Origin of the sequence: Campylobacter fetus subsp. fetus, assembly GCF_900475935.1 — a bacterium.
Taxonomy (GTDB): Bacteria; Campylobacterota; Campylobacteria; order Campylobacterales; family Campylobacteraceae; genus Campylobacter; species Campylobacter fetus.
Genome location: NZ_LS483431.1, coordinates 941,468 through 959,791, shown reverse-complemented (window position 1 = coordinate 959,791; position 18,324 = coordinate 941,468). Strand labels below are relative to the sequence as shown.

Genomic DNA, 18,324 nt, shown 5'->3' with positions numbered 1-18,324 from the left:
AAATAAAAAAATCAAGGATATCATAATTTATTTAAATTTGATTAGTTGGGTGCTGTATTTTCTATCTCTTTGACTGAAATTTAAGAACTAGTTTGATACAATTGCTACTTTTGAAATTTAAGGAATAAAATGGCGCTTAGCAAACTAAACCGCGAACAATACACAGCCGCAACCGCTCCAACGGGGTATAATCTAGTAATAGCTAGCGCAGGCACCGGAAAAACTAGTACGATTGTGGCTCGCATAGCTCATCTTTTAAATTTAGGTATGAAACCAGAGCGGATACTGCTACTTACTTTTACAAATAAAGCCGCAAGTGAAATGATAGATAGATTATCAAATTATTTTAGTGCAAAAACGGTCGGTTCTATCATGGCAGGGACTTTTCATTCTGTTTCAAATTCGCTTTTAAAAAAGTTAAATAAAGGCGTTATCTTAAAACAACCAAGCGAGCTGAAAACTCTTTTAAAAAGCTTGGTAGAAAGACGCGAATTTCATAGGATAGGTGAAGTAAAAGCTTACAGCGGCGCATATCTTTATGATGTTTATTCTCTTTTTTGCAATTCATGTGTGAATGATGAAAGTTTTGCCCAGTGGTTTAGTGAAAATTATAGCGATCAAACTGTTTATGCTGAGGTTTATGAGGATATTTTAAGAGAATTTGAGGAGCAAAAATCACGTTTTAATTATGCGGATTTTAATGATTTGCTTATTAAAATGAGAAACGAGCTAAAAAAGGGCGCAAAGGTATTTTATGATGAAATTTTAGTAGATGAGTATCAAGATACAAACTCGCTTCAAGGCTCTCTTATAGATTCTTTTAATGCAAAAAGCTTATTTTGCGTGGGAGACTTTGATCAGAGTATTTATGCTTTTAATGGTGCAAATATTGATATAATAGGAAGTTTCACTCAGAGATATAAAGATGCGAAAGTTTATTCTTTAAATGTAAATTATAGAAGTAGCGCAAAGATATTATCTTTGGCAAATAAAGTAATAGCGCAAAATCCTAGACTATATCCAAAAGAGCTTACGGTTAGCAGAATCGGAAATTTCAAATCTCCAAGTTTGCTCATTTATGATGAGTTGTTTTTGCAGTATGAAAATATATCTGAGATTATTTTAAATTCTCATTATAAAAAAGACGATATCGCGATAATTTTTCGCAATAATTCGAGCGCGGACGGACTTGAAGTCGCTTTGAAAGAGCAAGGAATTAGTTGTAAAAGAAAAGGCGGCGTTAGCTTTTTTGAATCACGCGAGATAAAAGCACTTATAGATTTGATCGGAATTTATATAAATCCAAAAGATATTATGGCGTTTATCCATGTTTTTGAATATGCTAGGGGAGTCGGAAACGCCTCTGCAAAGGAGATATTTGATACTCTTTTGGCTTTGGGTGATAGGAGCATTGTAAAAGGTCTTTTAAATCCGGATAAATCAGTTAAGGTTTTTGAACGTTCAAAAAAGAATCATCAGCTAGGACTTTTTGATGATTTTAGTGAGTTTATGGATAGCGCTAGATTTACTAGTCTTGGTCTAAGTAAAGAATTTATGGAAAATCCGGTTTTGAATTACTCGAATTTAAATACCAACGGAGCGATTTTTTTATACGAACTTTATAAATTATTGATGCAGATACAAGGAAAAACAAATTCATACGAAGTGGTTAATTCGGTGATAAACTCAGGAGTGTATTCTATTATTGTTGATTTTTTAGCTACTAAAAGAGCTACTTTAAAAAACGGAAATGTCGATGCAAATTTAAAAGATGAAGCAAAGGATAGAATTTATGCAAAATCAAAAGTGCTTTTAGAGATGAGCAAACGTCATAATTACTGTGATGTATTTTACAATTTTTTAACTCTTGGAAGAACTGAAATGAGTGAAGGTGAGGGCGTAAGTTTATTAACAGTGCATGCTAGCAAAGGTCTTGAGTTTAGCTTGGTTTTTGTAGTAGATCTAGCTCAAAATCGTTTTCCAAATTTAAAACTTATGGGGATGGGCGGGAGTCTTGAAGAAGAAAGAAGACTTTTTTATGTTGCGGTTACTAGGGCCAAAGATGAGCTATATCTAAGCTATGCAAAGTACGACAAAATCAGAAAAATAGACTACAAGCCAAGCTGTTTTTTAGAAGAAGCCGGGATGGTGAAACGTTTTGGAATTTAATATTTAGTAACAAAAGTATAAAAAAATAGCTTTGCCAACAGAGTTTAGCCGGCAAAGTTTTTTTGGATTTTAGCTGAAATATTTTTTCTTAGCAGAGTCCGAAATAGCATATAAAATTATGCTTTTTTGAGCGTCTGTGCTTATAATTACTTTGTCGTTTTGCTGAAACTTTGCTAAAACTTCATCTATAATTTTGCTATCTGGAATTAGCTCACATCTTTTTAGTATCGCATTTGAATAATTTATAGCTTGATCCATACTTAGCTTATTTTCCCATGAACTTTCAAAAGATGTAGTTTTAAACAAAATACCGTTTTTATCTAAAATATCTTTAAATTGAGCCGCTTTTATACAGCCGCGTACTGGTTTTTGCGGAGTTTGCTTATGCGAATCTATCAAAATATCAAGAAATTTACTTTTTTTATAATCTCCCCATCCTACGTAAATTCCTATATCTTTAGCTGCGCTAAATGCTTTTATAACATTTTCATCACTATGCAAAGCCGGAGTTAAAGAGGTCAAAACTATATCAAATTTATCTTTTATTTCGTAACTATCCCAGTCGCTTATAAAAGTTGTTATCAAAGAGTCTATACCTAGTGTTTTAGCGTCGTTTTCTAACACTTCAAGCATACCGGGCGACAGATCTATGCCGCATACTTTAGCGCCTTTGCTTGCAAGAGGAATTGCTACCGTTCCTGTTCCGCAACCTATATCTATGATACTTTTTCCTTCAAATCTTACACCTATTTCTTCACACCAGTTAAGTACAAAATTTACGTCTTTTTTCATTGCTGAGTCATTGTAGCGAGGGTAAGAATTTGACATATCGTCCCATGCGTTTGCGTTACTCATAAATCTCCTTTTTGTTGTATTGTATAATTTAAAATATATTAAACTATAGTTTTATATATTAAAATAATTTATGCATATAATTTTCTGTAAATTTATATACTATAAGAAGCACTAAAAATCATATTATATCACAATAAATTCTAAAAATTTAGATATATAAATTTATTTTTATCTACATAATATAATTTAGTATATTATGTATTGATTAATTTTTTAGTTAAATATATAAATAAAATAATAAATAAACTGAATTTATAAATAAAAACATTTCTTTCAAATTTATATTTTATAAAGCAATACTTGATATGCTTAGACTTTTTATTTAATATTATAGGAGTGTATGACGATGAAAAAGATTTTGCTGATTTTGACGGCTTTAAGCGTTTATCTGTTTGGAGAAGTTACTACTGTGGATTTTAACGAGGAGATTTTGAATGACAAAGATATTCAAATAGTAGATGTTAGAACTCCATCTGAATGGGCGCAAACCGGAGTATTTAAAGGAGCTATTTTGGTTACTTATAAAAATAGCGATGGAAGTATCAATCCAAATTTCGTTAATGAGGTAAAAAGTAAGCTAAACACAGATAAAAAAGTAGCAGTTATATGTAGAAGCGGAAATAGAAGCCGCCCGGCTTCGGTTTTGCTAGATGAGGGCGGCGTAAAAAATGTTATAAACATAGACGGCGGCATGAATAAAGCAGTAGATAAAAACATACCTACAATCAAACCTTAAAAATCAAAATAAATTTGATAAAGTAGTAAAAGTGCCTATTTAGAGCGCTTTTACCATAATATTCGTAAGCTTTTTAGCAAATTCATTTGGGTTATCTACTGGCATTCCTTCGCTTATTTTAGCCATATTTAAAAGTAAATTTGACACATCATTTACCATTATCTCGTTTTTTTCAAGTTTAGTAAATAGCTCGTGATTAGGATTTATCTCAAGTATAGGTTTTACTTTTATGGCTTTTTCACCCATCTGTTTAAATATGCTTTGCATAGCGTAATCCGGATCATTTTTATCAAATATAAGACACGCTGCTGAGTCATTTAGTCTGCTTGAGAGTTTTACGTCTTTTACATCATCTTTTAAAGCTTCTTTTATCTTTACAAGAAGCTCGGCGTGTTTACTCTCATCTATATTCTTATCATTTTTAATTTCATCATCTATATCGGAGCTATTTACGGCTTTTACCTGCGTTTTATCATATTCGTATACCATCGGCATTACTATAGTATCTATCTCTTCATCACAAATCAGAACGTCTATTCCTTGCTTTTTAAAGCTTTCTAGTAAAGGCGAGTTTCTAAGCATAATTTCATTTTGACCGCTTATATAGTATATGGATTTTTGATCTTCTTTCATAGAAGCTTTATACTCTTTAAGAGATATTAAACCGTCTTTATTGCTTGATTTAAATAAGCATAAATTTAGAATTTCGTCTTTATTTGTACTAAATCCGTAGAGTCCTTCTTTTAATACTTTTCCAAATAATGTGTAAAATTTTATGTATTTTTCTCTATCGTTATTTAGCATTTTTTCAAGTTCGCTCAATATCTTCTTAATGCTTTGATCTTTTACCGTTGCTAAAATGCGGTTTTCTTGCAGAATTTCACGACTTACGTTTAGCGGAATATCTTCTACGTCCATCACTCCTCTAACAAATCTAAGATATGGAGGAAGCAGTTCTTTTGCGTCATCGGTTATAAAAACTCTTTTTACGTAGAGCTTTACGCCGCTTTGATAATCAACTCTAAATAGATCAAACGGTTCGGTACTTGGGATATAAAATAGGGTTGTGTACTCTATCTTTCCCTCGGCTTTTGTATGTATATGCATAAGCGGATCGCTGTTATCGTGACTTAGCTGTTTATAAAAATCGTTATAATCTTCGACTTTTAAACTAGATTTAGACATTCTCCAAAGAGCTGAAGCTTTGTTAATTTGAGAATTTTTGCTCTCGTAATGACCTTCTTTCTCATCTCCGCTTGGCGCTATCCATTCGTCTTTGTCCATAAAAATAGGGTACGCGATATGATTTGAGTATTTTTTAACTATGCTTTCTATGCGGAAACTATCATTGAATTCATCGTCGTTTAAATATAGTATGATGTCTGTTCCTTGGCTATCTTTTGTAGTAGGCTCAATACTATAATTTTTTGTATCGCTTATCCACTTATAGGCTTTATCATCTAGTGCTTTACGGCTTATGACTTCTATTTTATTAGCTACCATAAATGCCGAGTAAAATCCAACTCCGAATTGTCCTATTAAAGAACTATCTTTTTTTGAATCTCCGCTCATTGAGCTTAAAAATCCTTTTGTTCCGCTTCTAGCGATAGTTCCTAAGTTATTTATCAGATCATTTTCATCCATACCTATACCGCTATCGCTAATGATCAAAGTTTTAGCATCTTTGTCTAGTTTTATATCGATTTTTGGTGTATAAACTAGACTTTTATAATTATCATCGGTAAGACAAAGATAGTTTAACTTATCAAGCGCGTCACTTGCGTTTGATATAAGTTCTCGTAAAAATATCTCTTTGTTTGAGTATAATGAGTGAATCATTAAATTTAAAAGATCGCTGACTTCTGTTTGAAATTCATGTGTAGCCATTTTCATTTCTCCTAAAAATTTTTAGCAAATTATATCTAAGAGTGCTAATTTTGTCAAGATATAATCAGCAAAGTTGATAGTAATTATATCAAGTTTTCTAAATTTTAAAAATTAAAATTGAGTATTTTTATTAATACTTTATAATTTTTTTTAATGAATTTATAATAATAAATATCAAATTATGCTATTATTATGTACAATTTAAATTTAAAATAAAAAAGGAATTGCAATGAAGCGATTTAAATTTAAAAATATAATATTTGCGATATTTATAGGATGTTCCAGCAGTGCCTATGAACAAACAAATAAATTTCCTAATGCTATAAAGAATCCTCTAAACTCAGCTCCTACGACTGCTCATTATAAACCGGTTTTGTTAGCCGCGGCAAACGACCTTGTTCGAGGTCCAAATAAACCGGTAAATCCGTCTAATCCTTTTGACGATACTAAGGTTTTTTATAACACTCCATCAGTCTCGGATTATGTATCTATCATCGGACAAAATGACGCTCTTATAACTATCTGGGCACTTGCACCGCTTAATTGGGTGTGGGGTTATTCTCCTTTAAATAGCCGTTCTTTCGGAGATGCTAGAATTTGGAGGTTTATTATTTATCCTAAGAACTTTGTGCAAATTCAAAATAAAAAGACCGGTACTTGCATAAATGCATATCAAAACGGTATTGTTCATATACCTTGCGAGGATACAAATCAAGCACAATTTTGGGAATTAAAACCGTTTAGTAACGGTACTGTTTTGATAAAAAATTTTGCTTCTCAGACTTGTTTGCAGTCAAACTCTACAAAGGGTTATAGTTATTATGGTTTATATTTAGTTGATTGTGCAGAAAAAGCTATAAATTTAGATCAACAGTGGCAGATAATAGCTCCTGCTATGACTACATCACCCATACCATTACCATCTAGATAAGGATTTGCATGAAAAATATTTATTTAATATTATTTTGTTTTAGCTTGAGTTTTGGAGCTATTGAGAATTATAATCTAGCTACTTGGAATATGCAAGGATCATCAGCTTCTACTGAAAGCAAGTGGAACGTAAATGTAAGGCAGTTAATAGCTGGAAGTAACGCTGCTGATATTTTATTTATACAAGAGGCGGGCAGTTTGCCGCATAGTGCTGTTCAAAGCCAAAGAGTAGTTCAAAGAGGCGGTATACCAGTACATGAATATATATGGAATTTGGGTACTAATTCACGTCCAAATATGGTTTATATATATTATTCTCGTGTTGATGTTGGTGCAAATCGTGTTAATTTAGCTATCGTATCTCGACTGCAAGCCGAAGAAGTTATAGTGCTTACTCCTCCTACTACTCTTTCAAGACCGATTCTTGGTATTCGTATAGGAAATGACGCGTTTTTTTCTGCTCACGCTCTTGCTAATGGAGGTACCGATTCTGCGGCCATAGTAGAAAATGTATATAGAAATTTTATATCTAGTCCGAATGTAAACTGGGTTATCGGCGGGGATTTTAACCGTGAGCCGAGTTCTTTGGTAAATATTTTAGAAAGTAGTGTTCGGCAAAGAGTTAGCATTATCACTCCAAACGCTCCGACTCAAAGCAGCGGCAGAACGCTTGATTATCTTGTTGCTGGAAACTCCGGAGCAAGTGCTTTTTCGGCTCCTGCTATAGCTGCTATACTTATGCTAGCAAATATGAGATCTCAGATTACCTCAGATCATATTCCCGTGAATTTTAGAAGATTTTAAGGAGTAAAAATGAAAATTTATAAATTTATGCTATCGATTTTATCTGTATGTTTTTTAAATATATCTTTGCAAGCCGATGACGATGAGACTAATTTTACGCCTTTGGTTAGTATAAGGAGTCTTTATTCTGGAGTTATTTTGAGTATGGAAGATAATCCGAGCAGCCTTATAAAAACAAATTGGAATTTAAGAGAGATAACTCTTCCTTATATCATCTCAAAAGACTATCCTTTTGGAACCGTGCAATTTGTATCTCCTGTAAATGATAATGTTTGCCTAGGACTAAGTTTAGCCGGAAAACTCACTACTATGTCTTGCGAGAGTACTGCGGTAGGAAACTATGGAAGCGTGTTTTCTATATTGCCTACAAATACTTCTGCTGTTCAGATAGAAGCTGTTGCCGGATTAAACGAGTGCCTTAGTATAGTAAATTCATACGCTAGTTCATCTATGGATAAGTTTGGAGTTAGAAAGTGTATTAAAGATCCTAATAAAAATATTTTACTTGAAAATTTGATTGTTATCGGCTCCGCATTTATGCCTGCAAAAGTCGTGCGATAACTTATATTAAAGCCGTGAAAAATATTTTTTCGGCTTATTTAATTAAAATTTCTAAATTTAAATATCCAAATTTAATATTTGTTTCTATTTATCGTTTTAAATTTGAATATAGTAAATAACATATTTATTTACTATATTAAAGTTATATTATTACTAAACAATAAGATTATATCTACTGTTATAAAAATATATTAAGCTAATTTATTTATTTTTATTATTTATAGTAAATTTAATAATTATTTAAGATTATATAAGATAGAATGACTCCATATTAAAAAGGACTAAAATGAACTTATTTAAAAAATCGCTCATTGTGGCGTATATTTCTATTCTTAGCTACTCTATTATGAGTGCTAATTCAAATGTCGATCCGGTGCATGGACCAAATAGAAGTGATGATCCGTATAATCCTGTTCCGGTATTTTACAACACTCCTTTTAACTCTGATCTTGTATCTATAATGGCTCAAAATGGAGTCGTTATAACCGTATGGGCTACCGCGCCTTTGAATTGGGTGTGGGGGTATAGTGCAAGAGATAGCGTACCTTTTGGTTATCTTAGAATTTGGAGATTAAAGCTTTATCCAAAAAATTATGTTCAAATCGTAAATGAATCCACTAAAACATGCCTAAGTGCTTATTTGAGTGGAGTTGTTCATACTACGTGCGACGTTAAATCCGCACCTCAATTTTGGGAAATGATACCATTTGATAATGGCGCCGTTCAATTTAAAAATTTTAGCGATGGAAGATGCTTGCAGACTGATTTTGAAAGAGGTTTTAAGTTTTATAACATAAATTTAACTCCTTGCGTAGAGAAAAATAGAACAAATATAGATCAGCAGTGGATGATAACGGCCCCAACCATAAAAACGCGCTCTGTAAAAGAGCCGCTTAATTTTTAAAGGATAAAAATGAAAAAATTTATAATATTAGCACTGCTTAGCGCAAGTCTAAGTTTTGCAGCTATAGAAGATTATAAAATTGCTACTTGGAATATGCAAGGATCATCGGCTTCTACTGAAAGCAAGTGGAACGTGAATGTACGACAGTTAATAACGGGAGACGCTGCAGCTGATATACTTATGTTGCAAGAATCGGGCAGCATACCGACTACAGCAGTAAATACTCAACGTGTTTTTCAAGGCGGCACCCCAGTAGATGAATATACGTGGAATTTAGGCACTAACTCACGTCCGAATATGGTTTATATCTATCACTCTAGGATAGATGTCGGTGCAAATAGGGTAAATTTGGCTATCGTTTCAACCAGAAGAGCCGATAACGTAAGTATAATATATCCTGAAATCGCTGCTGCTAGACCTGCCATAGGCATACATATAAGAAACGATGTATTTTTTACAGCTCATGCTTTGGCTAGCGGAGGACCAGACGCTCCATCTTTGATTCACCGCGTACACGACTCTTTTATAGGACAAGGAGGTATAAACTGGGTTATCGGCGGGGATTTTAACCGTGAGCCGAGCTCTTTACTAGGAGCTTTAGAAGGCGGACTTAGAAATAGAGTTAGCATTATCGCTCCAAATGCTCCGACTCAAAGCAGCGGCAGAACTCTTGATTATCTTGTTGCTGGAAACTCCGGAACAAGTGCTTTTTCGGCTCCTGCTATAGCTGCTATACTTATGCTAGCAAATATGAGAGCTCAAATCACATCTGACCATGTGCCAGTAAATTTTAGAAAATTTTAAGGAATAAAAATGAAATACATATATAAAAAAATCGCACTTGGTTTGGCTATTTTAATATCATCAATATCTTTATATGCTATAGACGAGCCTTCGGATTATACACCAATAGTAGCTATAAGAAGCTTGTTAACAGGAATTCCCATAACAAGAGATGATGGAGGAAAAGCTGCTTTAGGATCTAACTGGACAATAAGCGAAATACAACTTCCATCCAGAGTCGGGAAATTTCCGTTTGGAGTAGTTCAATTCGTATCTGTTATCAAGCCAGGAGATTGTTTAAGTATAGATATCAGGGATAAATTCAGCGTAACTCGATGCGAGAGTACAGCGGTCGGTCTATATGGAGTTGCATTTAGCATACTTCCTACTATTTCATCTGCAGTTCAGATTGAAAGTATAGTAAAACGAGGTTTTTGCCTTAGTGTGGTAAATCCTTACGCCGAACAGACGATAGATCAAATAGGACTTAAACCTTGCGTAGTAGATGAAAATCAAGATATACCTCTTGAAAATTTGTTTAATATCTCTCCTGCGTTTAATCAAGCTAGAATTACTCGTTAAAAACTGCTAGGAGATCTCTCTCTTAGCTATGCGTACATAACTTTAACTATCCAAAATCCAAAATAACAAAACAGCAAAGATAATAGTAAATTTGAAGCGATATTTAAAAATGCGTTCGTATAATTTCCTGATTGAAGTAAAAGCATATTTTCATAACTAAATGTAGAAAATGTCGTAAGTCCTCCTAAAAATCCTGTAACTAAAAATGATTTTAAATTGATATCTATATTTATATTTGAAGCAAGGCTCATTAAAAAACCTATGAAAAATCCACCTATGATATTTACGCTTAAAGTTCCAAGGGGAAAGGATAAATTCGGAAATATCTTACTTACAAATCCATTTGTGAAACTTCTTAGTATAGCTCCTAGTGCTCCGCCAAAGCCTATATAAAAAATAGTCGTAAAACTCATATGTTTTGATCTAAAAGAGCTTGCATTTTTGCTCTAGTTTCTTCTAGCCAAGTTTCATTACTAGTATCTATCAAATCCATATATATGACTTTTAGCAATCCGCTATTTAGCTTAAATCTTTTTGTATCTAAAATATTTCTTGAGTTTATGATGAGAACCGGCTGTACTTTTAAATTTAGTTTTGAAACGATTATTTTAGCTCCGCTTTGAAATTTAAGAAGCTTATCTCCTTCGCTTCTTGTGCCCTCAGGAAACATCGCTACAACCCTGTTGTTATCTACTCTATCTTTTACGTCTTTTATGAGTTTTGGAAGCGATCTGGGATCTTTTCTATCTATCGGAATCATTTTTGGTATTGTAAGTATTTTGCCTATTATAGGTATTTTGCCTATCTCTTTTTTGGCTATCCAAGATAGATTTGCCGGATGTATCTCTTCCATAACTATTATATCAAGTACGCTTTGATGATTTATTATTATTAAATTTGCTTCATCGATAGGTTTTCCTACTACTTCTAGCTGATATCTTATAAAAAATCGCTGCAATTTTGCCCACATACGCCTGATTTGTCGATTTTTATCTTTGAAAATAGCCATAAAAAGAACAACCCCCGCTATACTTAAAATAAGCTCTATAGCATAAAGTATAGTTTTTATTTTACTCAATATTTTCATTTGATACCCAGCCGATTTTTTTATTTTCGAGAAGTATTTTTGTATAATTTCCGTTTTTTGCCATTATTTTTACCTTTTCAGGTCTGTTGGCTACAAAAAATATAGTTGAGTTTGAAGTAGGAAGTATTTTGACTTCTGAATTGATTTTAAGTTTAGCATCGCTAAAAGGTCGGTTATCATAAAATGTATATATACCAAATGCTATAGCGATAATAAACGAGTAATAACTTCTTTTAAATATAAATAAGAGCAAGAAAATCACAATTATAGAGTATAAAGCAATATCTTTATATAGCTCAAACTCACTCTCTTTAGGATTTAAGTTTACTTGCGTACTAAGATCATCGACTTCAACTTTTATATCTATATCGAAACTTTCAAATTTAGAACTTTTTAGATTATAATAGCTAAAATTTATATTTTTTATATCTTTATCTGCTATAATAAAGTAGTTACCGTTTTGATTTACAAAATCTCCTTTGATAGACTCTATCCCTTGCTTTTCAAAGTTTTGCGGTATAAAAAATGAGCTTAAATTTCCGTTTTTGCTCTCAAGTTCTATTGTTATTAAGTTATAAAGCTCGTCAAATTTAGAACTTTTTACCTTCTTAATCTCTAGTTTATCTGCAACCATATTTGCAAATTTATCATCTGTTTTTAAATTTTTAATAAGCGGAATTTCCGTACTTATGCTTGATTTTTGAAAGAAACTATCGTTTCTATTTAGAGTTAAAGTTATATTACTGATATTTGCATTTGTGCTATTTGCCTCAAACCATAGTGTTGTTTCATAAATTCCGCGTTTAAGTTCACTCCAATTCGGTTTTGGATTTAGCCATATCAGATCGTTTGAATCCACGGTTAAGTTTAGGTCGAAATTTAAATTTTGTTCAGTGTCCGCTTTTAGTTTTATGCTAAAAACTTGATAGATATATACAGATCTAGGCATTTTAGATGCTGTTAGTATAAGCTTGTTTGGCTCTATGGTTTGGTAAATTTGTGTGCTATCTATGTTTTCATCTGGTTCGTCTGTTGGGGCAATTTTTTGTATTTCGGAAGGAAGAATTTGCTTTTTTGCATTTTGCTGTAATATTGTATTTTGCTGTTGGTTATTTTTTATCGTATTTTCTTTATTTTGCGTGGTTTTACCATCTATCATATCAAAAATACTAACTTCTTGTGCTACTAAAGTAGTATAAAAAGGCAGAAATAACAGTAAAATATACTTTAGCAAATCAAACCTTTTAGCATTTTTATACCGTCCTCGCTTCCTAGAATACTTTCTATAGCGCGTTCAGGATGAGGCATTAGTCCAAATATATTTTTATTTTTATTGCAAATTCCTGCTATGGAGTCAATTGAGCCATTTACATTTACAATATTGCCATCTTTATCACAGTATTTTAGTAATACTTGATCATTGTCATATAATCTTTTTATAGTATCATCATCAGCGTAGTAGTTTCCCTCTCCATGAGCTAAAGGTATATCTACTATGTCTCCATTATTTAAATTTGATAAAAATTTATTGTTAGTTGATATAATTTTTAAGTAATGAAATTTGCTTATAAAGCTCATATTTTCGTTTCTTCTCATTGCTCCATCTAAAAGATTTGTTTCTAAAAGCATTTGAAATCCATTGCAAATTCCAAGCACAAGACCGCCTTTTTTGGCGTGATTTATTACCGCATTCATAATCGGACTAAACTTAGCTATAGCAGCGGTTCTTAGATAATCACCATAGCTAAAGCCACCAGGAAGTATGATCAAATCAGTATCTACGCTAGTTTCTTTATGCCATATAATTTTAGTTTCACAGCCTAATTTATCAAAAGCGTACTGAGTATCTCTTTCACAGTTTGTTCCTGGAAAATGTATTATAGCTACTTTCATTTTTAGCCTTTTATAATCTCATAATCTTCTATTACCGTATTAGCAAGAAGCTCTTCACACATTTTTTTTATATCTTCATCGCTAGTTGCGTCATCTAAATTTAAAATTATTTGCTTTCCTATCCTAGCATCATTTATACCGTTAAAACCAAGTGAAGATAGAGCATGTTTAGTCGCTTTACCAGCAGGATCTAAAACTCCATTTTTTAAAAAAACATTTATTGTTGCTTTCATATAAAACCTTTAAATTTAATATCTAAATCTTTAAACAAAACTTTTTAAGCTATTTTAAGTAAGAGTGATTAAAATACCAAATCTACTTAAAATAGCTAAAAAGAGTATTTCTAAATCATTAGATAATTCTAAGAAAGTATGCGTCTAAGAACTTCTTCATACGCAACTTTTACGCTTCCTAGATCTTGTCTGAATCTATCTTTGTCCATTTTTTCATTTGTCACAGAATCCCAAAAACGGCAGCTATCGGGGCTTATCTCATCGGCAAGAAGTATATTTCCATCCTTATCCACGCCAAATTCAATCTTAAAATCGACTAATTTTAATCCTTTTTCTTTAAAAAATGGAAGCAATATAGAGTTTATCTCTCTTCCTAAATGTTTTAATCTGTCAAGGTCGTTTTCGCTTTTTACAAGATCCATTATGATGCAGTGTTCATCATTTACTAACGGATCGCCTAAAGCGTCATCTTTATAGTAAAACTCTACTAAAGTAAAAGGTAAAACTGTTCCTTCTTTTATCGCAAGTCTTTTGCTTAGACTTCCTGTTGCTATGTTTCTTACAACCACTTCAAGAGGTATTATTTTGCATTTTTTCACGACTTGTTCAGTGTCGTTGATAGTATCAACAAGCGCAGTTTCTATACCTTTGCTTTTTAACAGTTTAAAAAGTGCGGTTGAAATTTTGTTATTTAATGCGCCTTTACCACTTTCAGAGCCTTTTTTTTCAGCGTTAAATGCTGTCAAATCATCTTTAAATTCAGCTATAAGCAAGTCGTCATGTCCTTTGACAGACCACATCTTTTTCCCTTTGCCTTCATAGATCATTTCTAACTTTTCCACGATTTTCTCCTTACTTGATGTTTAATATCTTTATAGTATCTATAGCAGTTTTTAGTTGAATATCATCATAAATCTCTTTTTGTGTGATGATATTTTTATTTTCTTTGCTATTTTTTTCATCTTTTTTTGGTTCTATTTTATTTAATTCACTTTCTAAATGCTGTTTTAAATCACTCTCTTTTAAGCTAAATCCATTCTCATCTTCAGTCGGAGCTTTGCCCGGATATACTATAACATCAGGTTTTACGCCTACTGCTTGTATCGTACGACCGCTTGGCAGATAGTATCTTGCTACTGTTAGTCTAAGAGCTTCTGTTTTGTCAATAGGCATAACTATCTGTACGCTTCCTTTTCCAAATGTATTTTCACCTACTACGACAGCTCGTTTTAAGTCTTGCAGCGCTCCACTGACTATTTCGCTCGCACTCGCACTTCCGCCATTTACTAACACTACTAAAGGAACTTTTGTAACAAATAACGATGGATCGGCGATATAATTTTCATCTTCTTCTTTGCTTCTACCTTTTTGCGAAACGATAATTCCTTTATCTATAAATAAATTTGCTAAGCCGACTGCTTGATTTAAAAGTCCGCCCGGATTATTTCTAAGATCCAATACTATACCTTTGACGTTTGGATTTTCTTTTATAAATTCTCTAGCTTTTGATGTTACGTGCTGATCGAAATTTGTAACTCTTAGATAGAGTATATTATCGTCTTTTATCAATTTTGCTTGTACGGACTCTACTTTAATGATATCTCGGATTATTGTAAGATCAAATGGCTTTTTCTCTCCTTTTCTTACTACCGTAATATTAACTGGAGTCTTTGGTTTGCCGCGCATTTTGCTTACTGCTTCATCTATAGTTATTCCTATAGTAGAGTTACCGTCTATCCTTAATATAACATCACCTGATTTTACTCCTGCTTTAAACGCCGGCGTATCATCTATAGGCGCTATAACCGTTAGCGCCCCATCTTTCATCCCAACTGTTATACCAAGACCGCCGAACTCACCGCTTGTTTGTATCTGCATATCTTTAAATGCTTTTTCGTCAAGAAAACTAGAATGAGCATCTAAATTTGACATAAGACCCGCTATAGTTTTGTCAATTATTTGAGTAAAATTCTGATCATCTACATAGTATTTTTCGACAATTGCGATTGTCTTCGTAAGTTTTGCAAGAGCTTCTAGTCTACTAGCCTCACTGTTTTGTTTCGCATTGAGAGTTGTGAATAGTCCTATACTTAGAACTAAAACAAATCCAAATGCTTGAAAAAAATTTTTCTTTTTCAATTTCAAACTCCAAATTTTTAAAATCATTAATTCTATTAAAATTTGCCTAAATTTAAGGTAAAAATATCAAATTTTAGCCTATGAAAATAATATGAATTTTAAAAATTATTTTATGAACATTGACAAAGATAGACTAAAGTTGTATAATGCTCCTCATATAAAGTTTAAGGAGCAAAAATGGCAAATATATTTGAAGAATTAACCGATCAAACTAGAAGTTTGGTTGAAAATTCACTGAGCCTTGCTATAGGCAATAAAAACCCAGAAGCCTTGAGCTTGCACATGCTTTGGGCATTAGTCGCAGATAGTAACTCTATACTAAATCAAATTTTTAATAAAACAAACGTAAGCAAGGACGCGGTTTTGCTTGACATAAAAAGTCGCGCTTCTAAACTCCTTACTAGCTCAAACGTTAGTAGAGAAAATATCAAAGTTTCAAGCGAACTCGTAAATAGCTTAGAAAATGCAAAAGCCGTTATGATAAGCTTAGGAGATAGTTATATCGCTGTTGATACTTGGATTTTAGGTAACCTTGATAAAGAGCCTTTGAAAGAAATTTTAAGTAAATACATAAATTTAATAGAGCTTAAAAAAGAGCTAGAAGCCATTCGCGGTGGTCGCAATGTAGATAGTCAAACTAGCGATGAAACTCTTGATAGCCTTTCTAAATTTGGAGTGGATCTTACTAAAAAAGCAAGCGAAGGAGAGCTTGATCCTGTTATCGGAAGAGATGAAGAGATAACTAGGATGATGCAAATTCTCATACGTAAAACTAAAAATAACCCTATCTTGCTAGGTGAGCCAGGAGTGGGAAAAACTGCTATAGTAGAAGGTTTGGCTCAGCTTATCATCAAAAAAGCTGTTCCTACTAGTCTTGCAAACAAACGCGTCATCGCTCTTGATATGAGTGCCCTCATCGCCGGAGCAAAATACCGTGGTGAGTTTGAAGACCGTCTCAAAGCAGTCATCGACGAAGTAAAAAAAGCAGGGAATATCATACTTTTTATAGACGAAATTCACACTATCGTAGGAGCTGGAGCTAGTGAGGGTAGTATGGACGCCGCAAATATCCTAAAACCGGCTCTTGCTAGAGGCGAGCTTCACGCCGTGGGAGCTACTACTCTTAAAGAGTATCGTAAGTATTTTGAAAAAGACGCAGCCCTTCAGCGTCGTTTCCAGCCAGTAAATGTTGCCGAGCCGAGCGTAAATGAAGCTTTGCAAATTTTACGTGGTATCAAAGACAAGCTAGAAGTTCATCATAACGTAAATATCACAGATAGCGCTCTTGTGGCTGCTGCAAAGCTAAGCGATAGATATATAAGCGGTAGATTTTTACCGGATAAAGCTATAGACTTGATCGATGAAGCCGCAGCCGAGCTTAAAATGCAGATCGAAAGCGAACCTTATGAGCTTTCAAAGGCTAAAAGAGAGATCGAAACTCTAATAGTCGAAAAAGAAGCTTTAAAAATGGAAAATAGTGATAAAAATAGCGAACGTCTTAATGAGATAGAAAAAGAGGTTGCAAATTTAAATGAGAAAAAATCCGGACTAGAAGCTAAATTTAAAAATGAAAAAGCGGTATTTAACGGTATAAGCGAAGCCAAAAAACAGATAGAAAGTCTTAAAAATGAAGCCGAACTTGCAAAAAGAAATAACGCTTATGAAAAAGCCGCAGAGATAGAGTACGGTAAGATCCCAGAAGCAAGCGCTAAGATAAAAGAGTTAGAAGCTAAATGGGAAGAGATGAAAAAAGGCGGGGTTTTGCTTAAAAACGAAGTTGATGAGGATATGGTAGCGGGTATTCTTAGTAAATGGACTGGAATTTCAGTAAAACGTATGCTAACTAGCGAAAAAGAGAAATTCTTGCAAGTAGAAGAGCATCTAAAGCGTAACGTAGTAGGACAAGACGCTGCGCTTCACGCTCTTTCACGCGCCATAAAACGAAACAAAGCAGGGCTCAGCAGTCAAAATAGACCGATCGGTAGCTTTTTGTTTTTAGGACCGACTGGAGTTGGTAAAACAGAGAGCGCAAAGGCGTTAGCTAGATTTTTATTTGATGATGAAAAGGCTCTTGTTCGTTTTGATATGAGTGAATATATGGAAAAACACAGCGTTTCAAGGCTGCTTGGAGCGCCTCCTGGATACGTTGGGTATGATGAGGGCGGACAATTAACCGAAGCAGTTCGTAGAAAACCTTATAGCGTGATACTTTTTGATGAAGTTGAAAAGGCTCATAAAGACGTGTTTAATGTACTGCTTGGGATTTTAGATGATGGAAGGGCGACAGATAACAAAGGCGTTACCGTGGATTTTAAAAATACTATCATCATTTTGACTAGCAATATCGGTTCGTCTGCGATAGCAAATTTAAGTGGAGATGAGAGAGAAAATGCGGTAAAAGACGCGTTAAAAGACTATTTTAAACCTGAGTTTTTAAATAGACTAGATGATACGATCATCTTTAATCCTCTTGGTGCAAACGAGCTTAGCGGCATAGTTTCTATAATGTTTAAAGAACTAGAGGCCACTCTTCAAAACAGAGGCATTAAAGCAGTTCTTGATGAAAATGCTAAAGAGTTTATCGCTAAAGCGGGATTTGATCCGGTGTATGGTGCGCGTCCGCTTAGAAGGGCTCTTTATGAGTTAGTCGAAGATAAACTTGCTGAAATGATACTACGCGATGAGTTAAAAAGCGGCGACAGTATAAAAATATCTGCACTTAATGATGAAATAGTCGTAAATCTTATATAAAATATTTGGA

The 18,324-nt window shown here is 33.4% G+C and carries 18 protein-coding genes; 9 read left to right on the top strand and 9 right to left on the bottom strand.

Going from position 1 to position 18,324, the window contains the following annotated elements:
- Positions 1 to 129 precede the first annotated feature (129 nt).
- A complete protein-coding gene (locus DQN38_RS04735; protein ID WP_011732017.1) occupies positions 130 to 2,169 on the top strand; it encodes an ATP-dependent helicase in 2,040 nt (679 codons plus the stop codon).
- A gap of 69 nt (positions 2,170 to 2,238) precedes the next feature.
- Here the strand turns inward: DQN38_RS04735 and DQN38_RS04730 are convergent, their stop codons facing one another.
- Positions 2,239 to 3,024: a class I SAM-dependent methyltransferase gene (locus DQN38_RS04730; protein WP_011732016.1), complete on the bottom strand. Its 786-nt coding sequence runs from the start codon at positions 3,022 to 3,024 to the stop codon at positions 2,239 to 2,241.
- Positions 3,025 to 3,370: 346 nt separating this feature from the next.
- Here DQN38_RS04730 and DQN38_RS04725 point away from each other — a divergent pair, with 346 nt between their 5' ends.
- Positions 3,371 to 3,760, top strand: coding sequence for a rhodanese-like domain-containing protein (locus DQN38_RS04725; protein WP_042960580.1), 390 nt, complete (start codon positions 3,371 to 3,373; stop codon positions 3,758 to 3,760).
- Positions 3,761 to 3,799: 39 nt separating this feature from the next.
- Here the strand turns inward: DQN38_RS04725 and htpG are convergent, their stop codons facing one another.
- Positions 3,800 to 5,647 (bottom strand): molecular chaperone HtpG, encoded by a 1,848-nt coding sequence (gene htpG, locus DQN38_RS04720; protein ID WP_002849500.1) that lies wholly within the window; start codon positions 5,645 to 5,647, stop codon positions 3,800 to 3,802.
- Between the two features lie 229 nt (positions 5,648 to 5,876).
- Between htpG and DQN38_RS04715 the strand changes: the two genes are divergently transcribed.
- The 6 genes from DQN38_RS04715 (at position 5,877) to DQN38_RS04690 (ending at position 10,211) form a co-directional block, all read left to right on the top strand.
- Positions 5,877 to 6,578: an RICIN domain-containing protein gene (locus DQN38_RS04715; RefSeq protein WP_038453470.1), complete on the top strand. Its 702-nt coding sequence runs from the start codon at positions 5,877 to 5,879 to the stop codon at positions 6,576 to 6,578.
- An 8-nt stretch (positions 6,579 to 6,586) separates the two neighbouring features.
- Positions 6,587 to 7,381, top strand: a complete 795-nt coding sequence (locus DQN38_RS04710; protein ID WP_111738196.1) for a cytolethal distending toxin subunit B family protein — start codon at positions 6,587 to 6,589, stop codon at positions 7,379 to 7,381.
- Between the two features lie 9 nt (positions 7,382 to 7,390).
- Positions 7,391 to 7,942 (top strand): RICIN domain-containing protein, encoded by a 552-nt coding sequence (locus DQN38_RS04705; protein WP_002849497.1) that lies wholly within the window; start codon positions 7,391 to 7,393, stop codon positions 7,940 to 7,942.
- 286 nt (positions 7,943 to 8,228) lie between these two features.
- Positions 8,229 to 8,846, top strand: coding sequence for an RICIN domain-containing protein (locus tag DQN38_RS04700; RefSeq protein WP_002849490.1), 618 nt, complete (start codon positions 8,229 to 8,231; stop codon positions 8,844 to 8,846).
- 9 nt (positions 8,847 to 8,855) lie between these two features.
- Positions 8,856 to 9,650 (top strand): cytolethal distending toxin subunit B family protein, encoded by a 795-nt coding sequence (locus DQN38_RS04695; RefSeq protein WP_002849489.1) that lies wholly within the window; start codon positions 8,856 to 8,858, stop codon positions 9,648 to 9,650.
- Positions 9,651 to 9,659: 9 nt separating this feature from the next.
- Positions 9,660 to 10,211, top strand: a complete 552-nt coding sequence (locus DQN38_RS04690) for an RICIN domain-containing protein (protein ID WP_002849488.1) — start codon at positions 9,660 to 9,662, stop codon at positions 10,209 to 10,211.
- 26 nt (positions 10,212 to 10,237) lie between these two features.
- Here DQN38_RS04690 and crcB read toward each other — a convergent pair whose 3' ends face one another.
- The 7 genes from crcB to DQN38_RS04655 form a co-directional block, all read right to left on the bottom strand.
- Positions 10,238 to 10,624 (bottom strand): fluoride efflux transporter CrcB, encoded by a 387-nt coding sequence (crcB, locus tag DQN38_RS04685; RefSeq protein ID WP_002849487.1) that lies wholly within the window; start codon positions 10,622 to 10,624, stop codon positions 10,238 to 10,240.
- Positions 10,621 to 11,298, bottom strand: coding sequence for a lysophospholipid acyltransferase family protein (locus DQN38_RS04680; RefSeq protein WP_011732014.1), 678 nt, complete (start codon positions 11,296 to 11,298; stop codon positions 10,621 to 10,623). The genes crcB and DQN38_RS04680 overlap by 4 nt, the downstream gene beginning before the upstream one ends.
- Positions 11,282 to 12,532, bottom strand: a complete 1,251-nt coding sequence (locus tag DQN38_RS04675; RefSeq protein WP_111738195.1) for an SH3 domain-containing protein — start codon at positions 12,530 to 12,532, stop codon at positions 11,282 to 11,284. The genes DQN38_RS04680 and DQN38_RS04675 overlap by 17 nt, the downstream gene beginning before the upstream one ends.
- Entirely contained in the window at positions 12,526 to 13,191 is a 666-nt protein-coding gene (gene purQ / locus DQN38_RS04670; protein ID WP_002849485.1) for a phosphoribosylformylglycinamidine synthase subunit PurQ, read from the bottom strand. The genes DQN38_RS04675 and purQ overlap by 7 nt, the downstream gene beginning before the upstream one ends.
- A gap of 2 nt (positions 13,192 to 13,193) precedes the next feature.
- Positions 13,194 to 13,424 carry a phosphoribosylformylglycinamidine synthase subunit PurS gene (gene purS, locus DQN38_RS04665; protein WP_002849484.1) on the bottom strand — a complete coding sequence of 77 codons (231 nt, stop codon included), beginning with the start codon at positions 13,422 to 13,424 and terminating at the stop codon, positions 13,194 to 13,196.
- 128 nt (positions 13,425 to 13,552) lie between these two features.
- Complete coding sequence (gene purC / locus DQN38_RS04660) at positions 13,553 to 14,266, bottom strand: phosphoribosylaminoimidazolesuccinocarboxamide synthase (RefSeq protein WP_002849483.1); 714 nt, start codon at positions 14,264 to 14,266, stop codon at positions 13,553 to 13,555.
- 10 nt (positions 14,267 to 14,276) lie between these two features.
- Positions 14,277 to 15,578, bottom strand: coding sequence for a S41 family peptidase (locus DQN38_RS04655; protein WP_372683080.1), 1,302 nt, complete (start codon positions 15,576 to 15,578; stop codon positions 14,277 to 14,279).
- Positions 15,579 to 15,740: 162 nt separating this feature from the next.
- Between DQN38_RS04655 and DQN38_RS04650 the strand changes: the two genes are divergently transcribed.
- The gene (locus tag DQN38_RS04650; protein WP_038453456.1) at positions 15,741 to 18,314 is read left to right on the top strand and encodes an ATP-dependent Clp protease ATP-binding subunit; all 2,574 of its coding nucleotides are present in this window, start codon (positions 15,741 to 15,743) and stop codon (positions 18,312 to 18,314) included.
- Positions 18,315 to 18,324: the final 10 nt, after the last annotated feature.

Bases quoted from the DNA above. Each gene is read 5' to 3' on its own strand.
- DQN38_RS04695 (WP_002849489.1), top strand. From the start codon at position 8,856: ATGAAAAAATTTATAATATTAGCACTGCTTAGCGCAAGTCTAAGTTTT.
- DQN38_RS04690 (WP_002849488.1), top strand. From the start codon at position 9,660: ATGAAATACATATATAAAAAAATCGCACTTGGTTTGGCTATTTTAATA.
- DQN38_RS04715 (WP_038453470.1), top strand. From the start codon at position 5,877: ATGAAGCGATTTAAATTTAAAAATATAATATTTGCGATATTTATAGGA.
- DQN38_RS04710 (WP_111738196.1), top strand. From the start codon at position 6,587: ATGAAAAATATTTATTTAATATTATTTTGTTTTAGCTTGAGTTTTGGA.
- DQN38_RS04680 (WP_011732014.1), bottom strand. From the start codon at position 11,298: ATGAAAATATTGAGTAAAATAAAAACTATACTTTATGCTATAGAGCTT.
- purS (WP_002849484.1), bottom strand. From the start codon at position 13,424: ATGAAAGCAACAATAAATGTTTTTTTAAAAAATGGAGTTTTAGATCCT.
- DQN38_RS04730 (WP_011732016.1), bottom strand. From the start codon at position 3,024: ATGAGTAACGCAAACGCATGGGACGATATGTCAAATTCTTACCCTCGC.
- crcB (WP_002849487.1), bottom strand. From the start codon at position 10,624: ATGAGTTTTACGACTATTTTTTATATAGGCTTTGGCGGAGCACTAGGA.
- DQN38_RS04700 (WP_002849490.1), top strand. From the start codon at position 8,229: ATGAACTTATTTAAAAAATCGCTCATTGTGGCGTATATTTCTATTCTT.
- DQN38_RS04650 (WP_038453456.1), top strand. From the start codon at position 15,741: ATGGCAAATATATTTGAAGAATTAACCGATCAAACTAGAAGTTTGGTT.
- DQN38_RS04735 (WP_011732017.1), top strand. From the start codon at position 130: ATGGCGCTTAGCAAACTAAACCGCGAACAATACACAGCCGCAACCGCT.
- purQ (WP_002849485.1), bottom strand. From the start codon at position 13,191: ATGAAAGTAGCTATAATACATTTTCCAGGAACAAACTGTGAAAGAGAT.
- DQN38_RS04725 (WP_042960580.1), top strand. From the start codon at position 3,371: ATGAAAAAGATTTTGCTGATTTTGACGGCTTTAAGCGTTTATCTGTTT.
- htpG (WP_002849500.1), bottom strand. From the start codon at position 5,647: ATGGCTACACATGAATTTCAAACAGAAGTCAGCGATCTTTTAAATTTA.
- DQN38_RS04705 (WP_002849497.1), top strand. From the start codon at position 7,391: ATGAAAATTTATAAATTTATGCTATCGATTTTATCTGTATGTTTTTTA.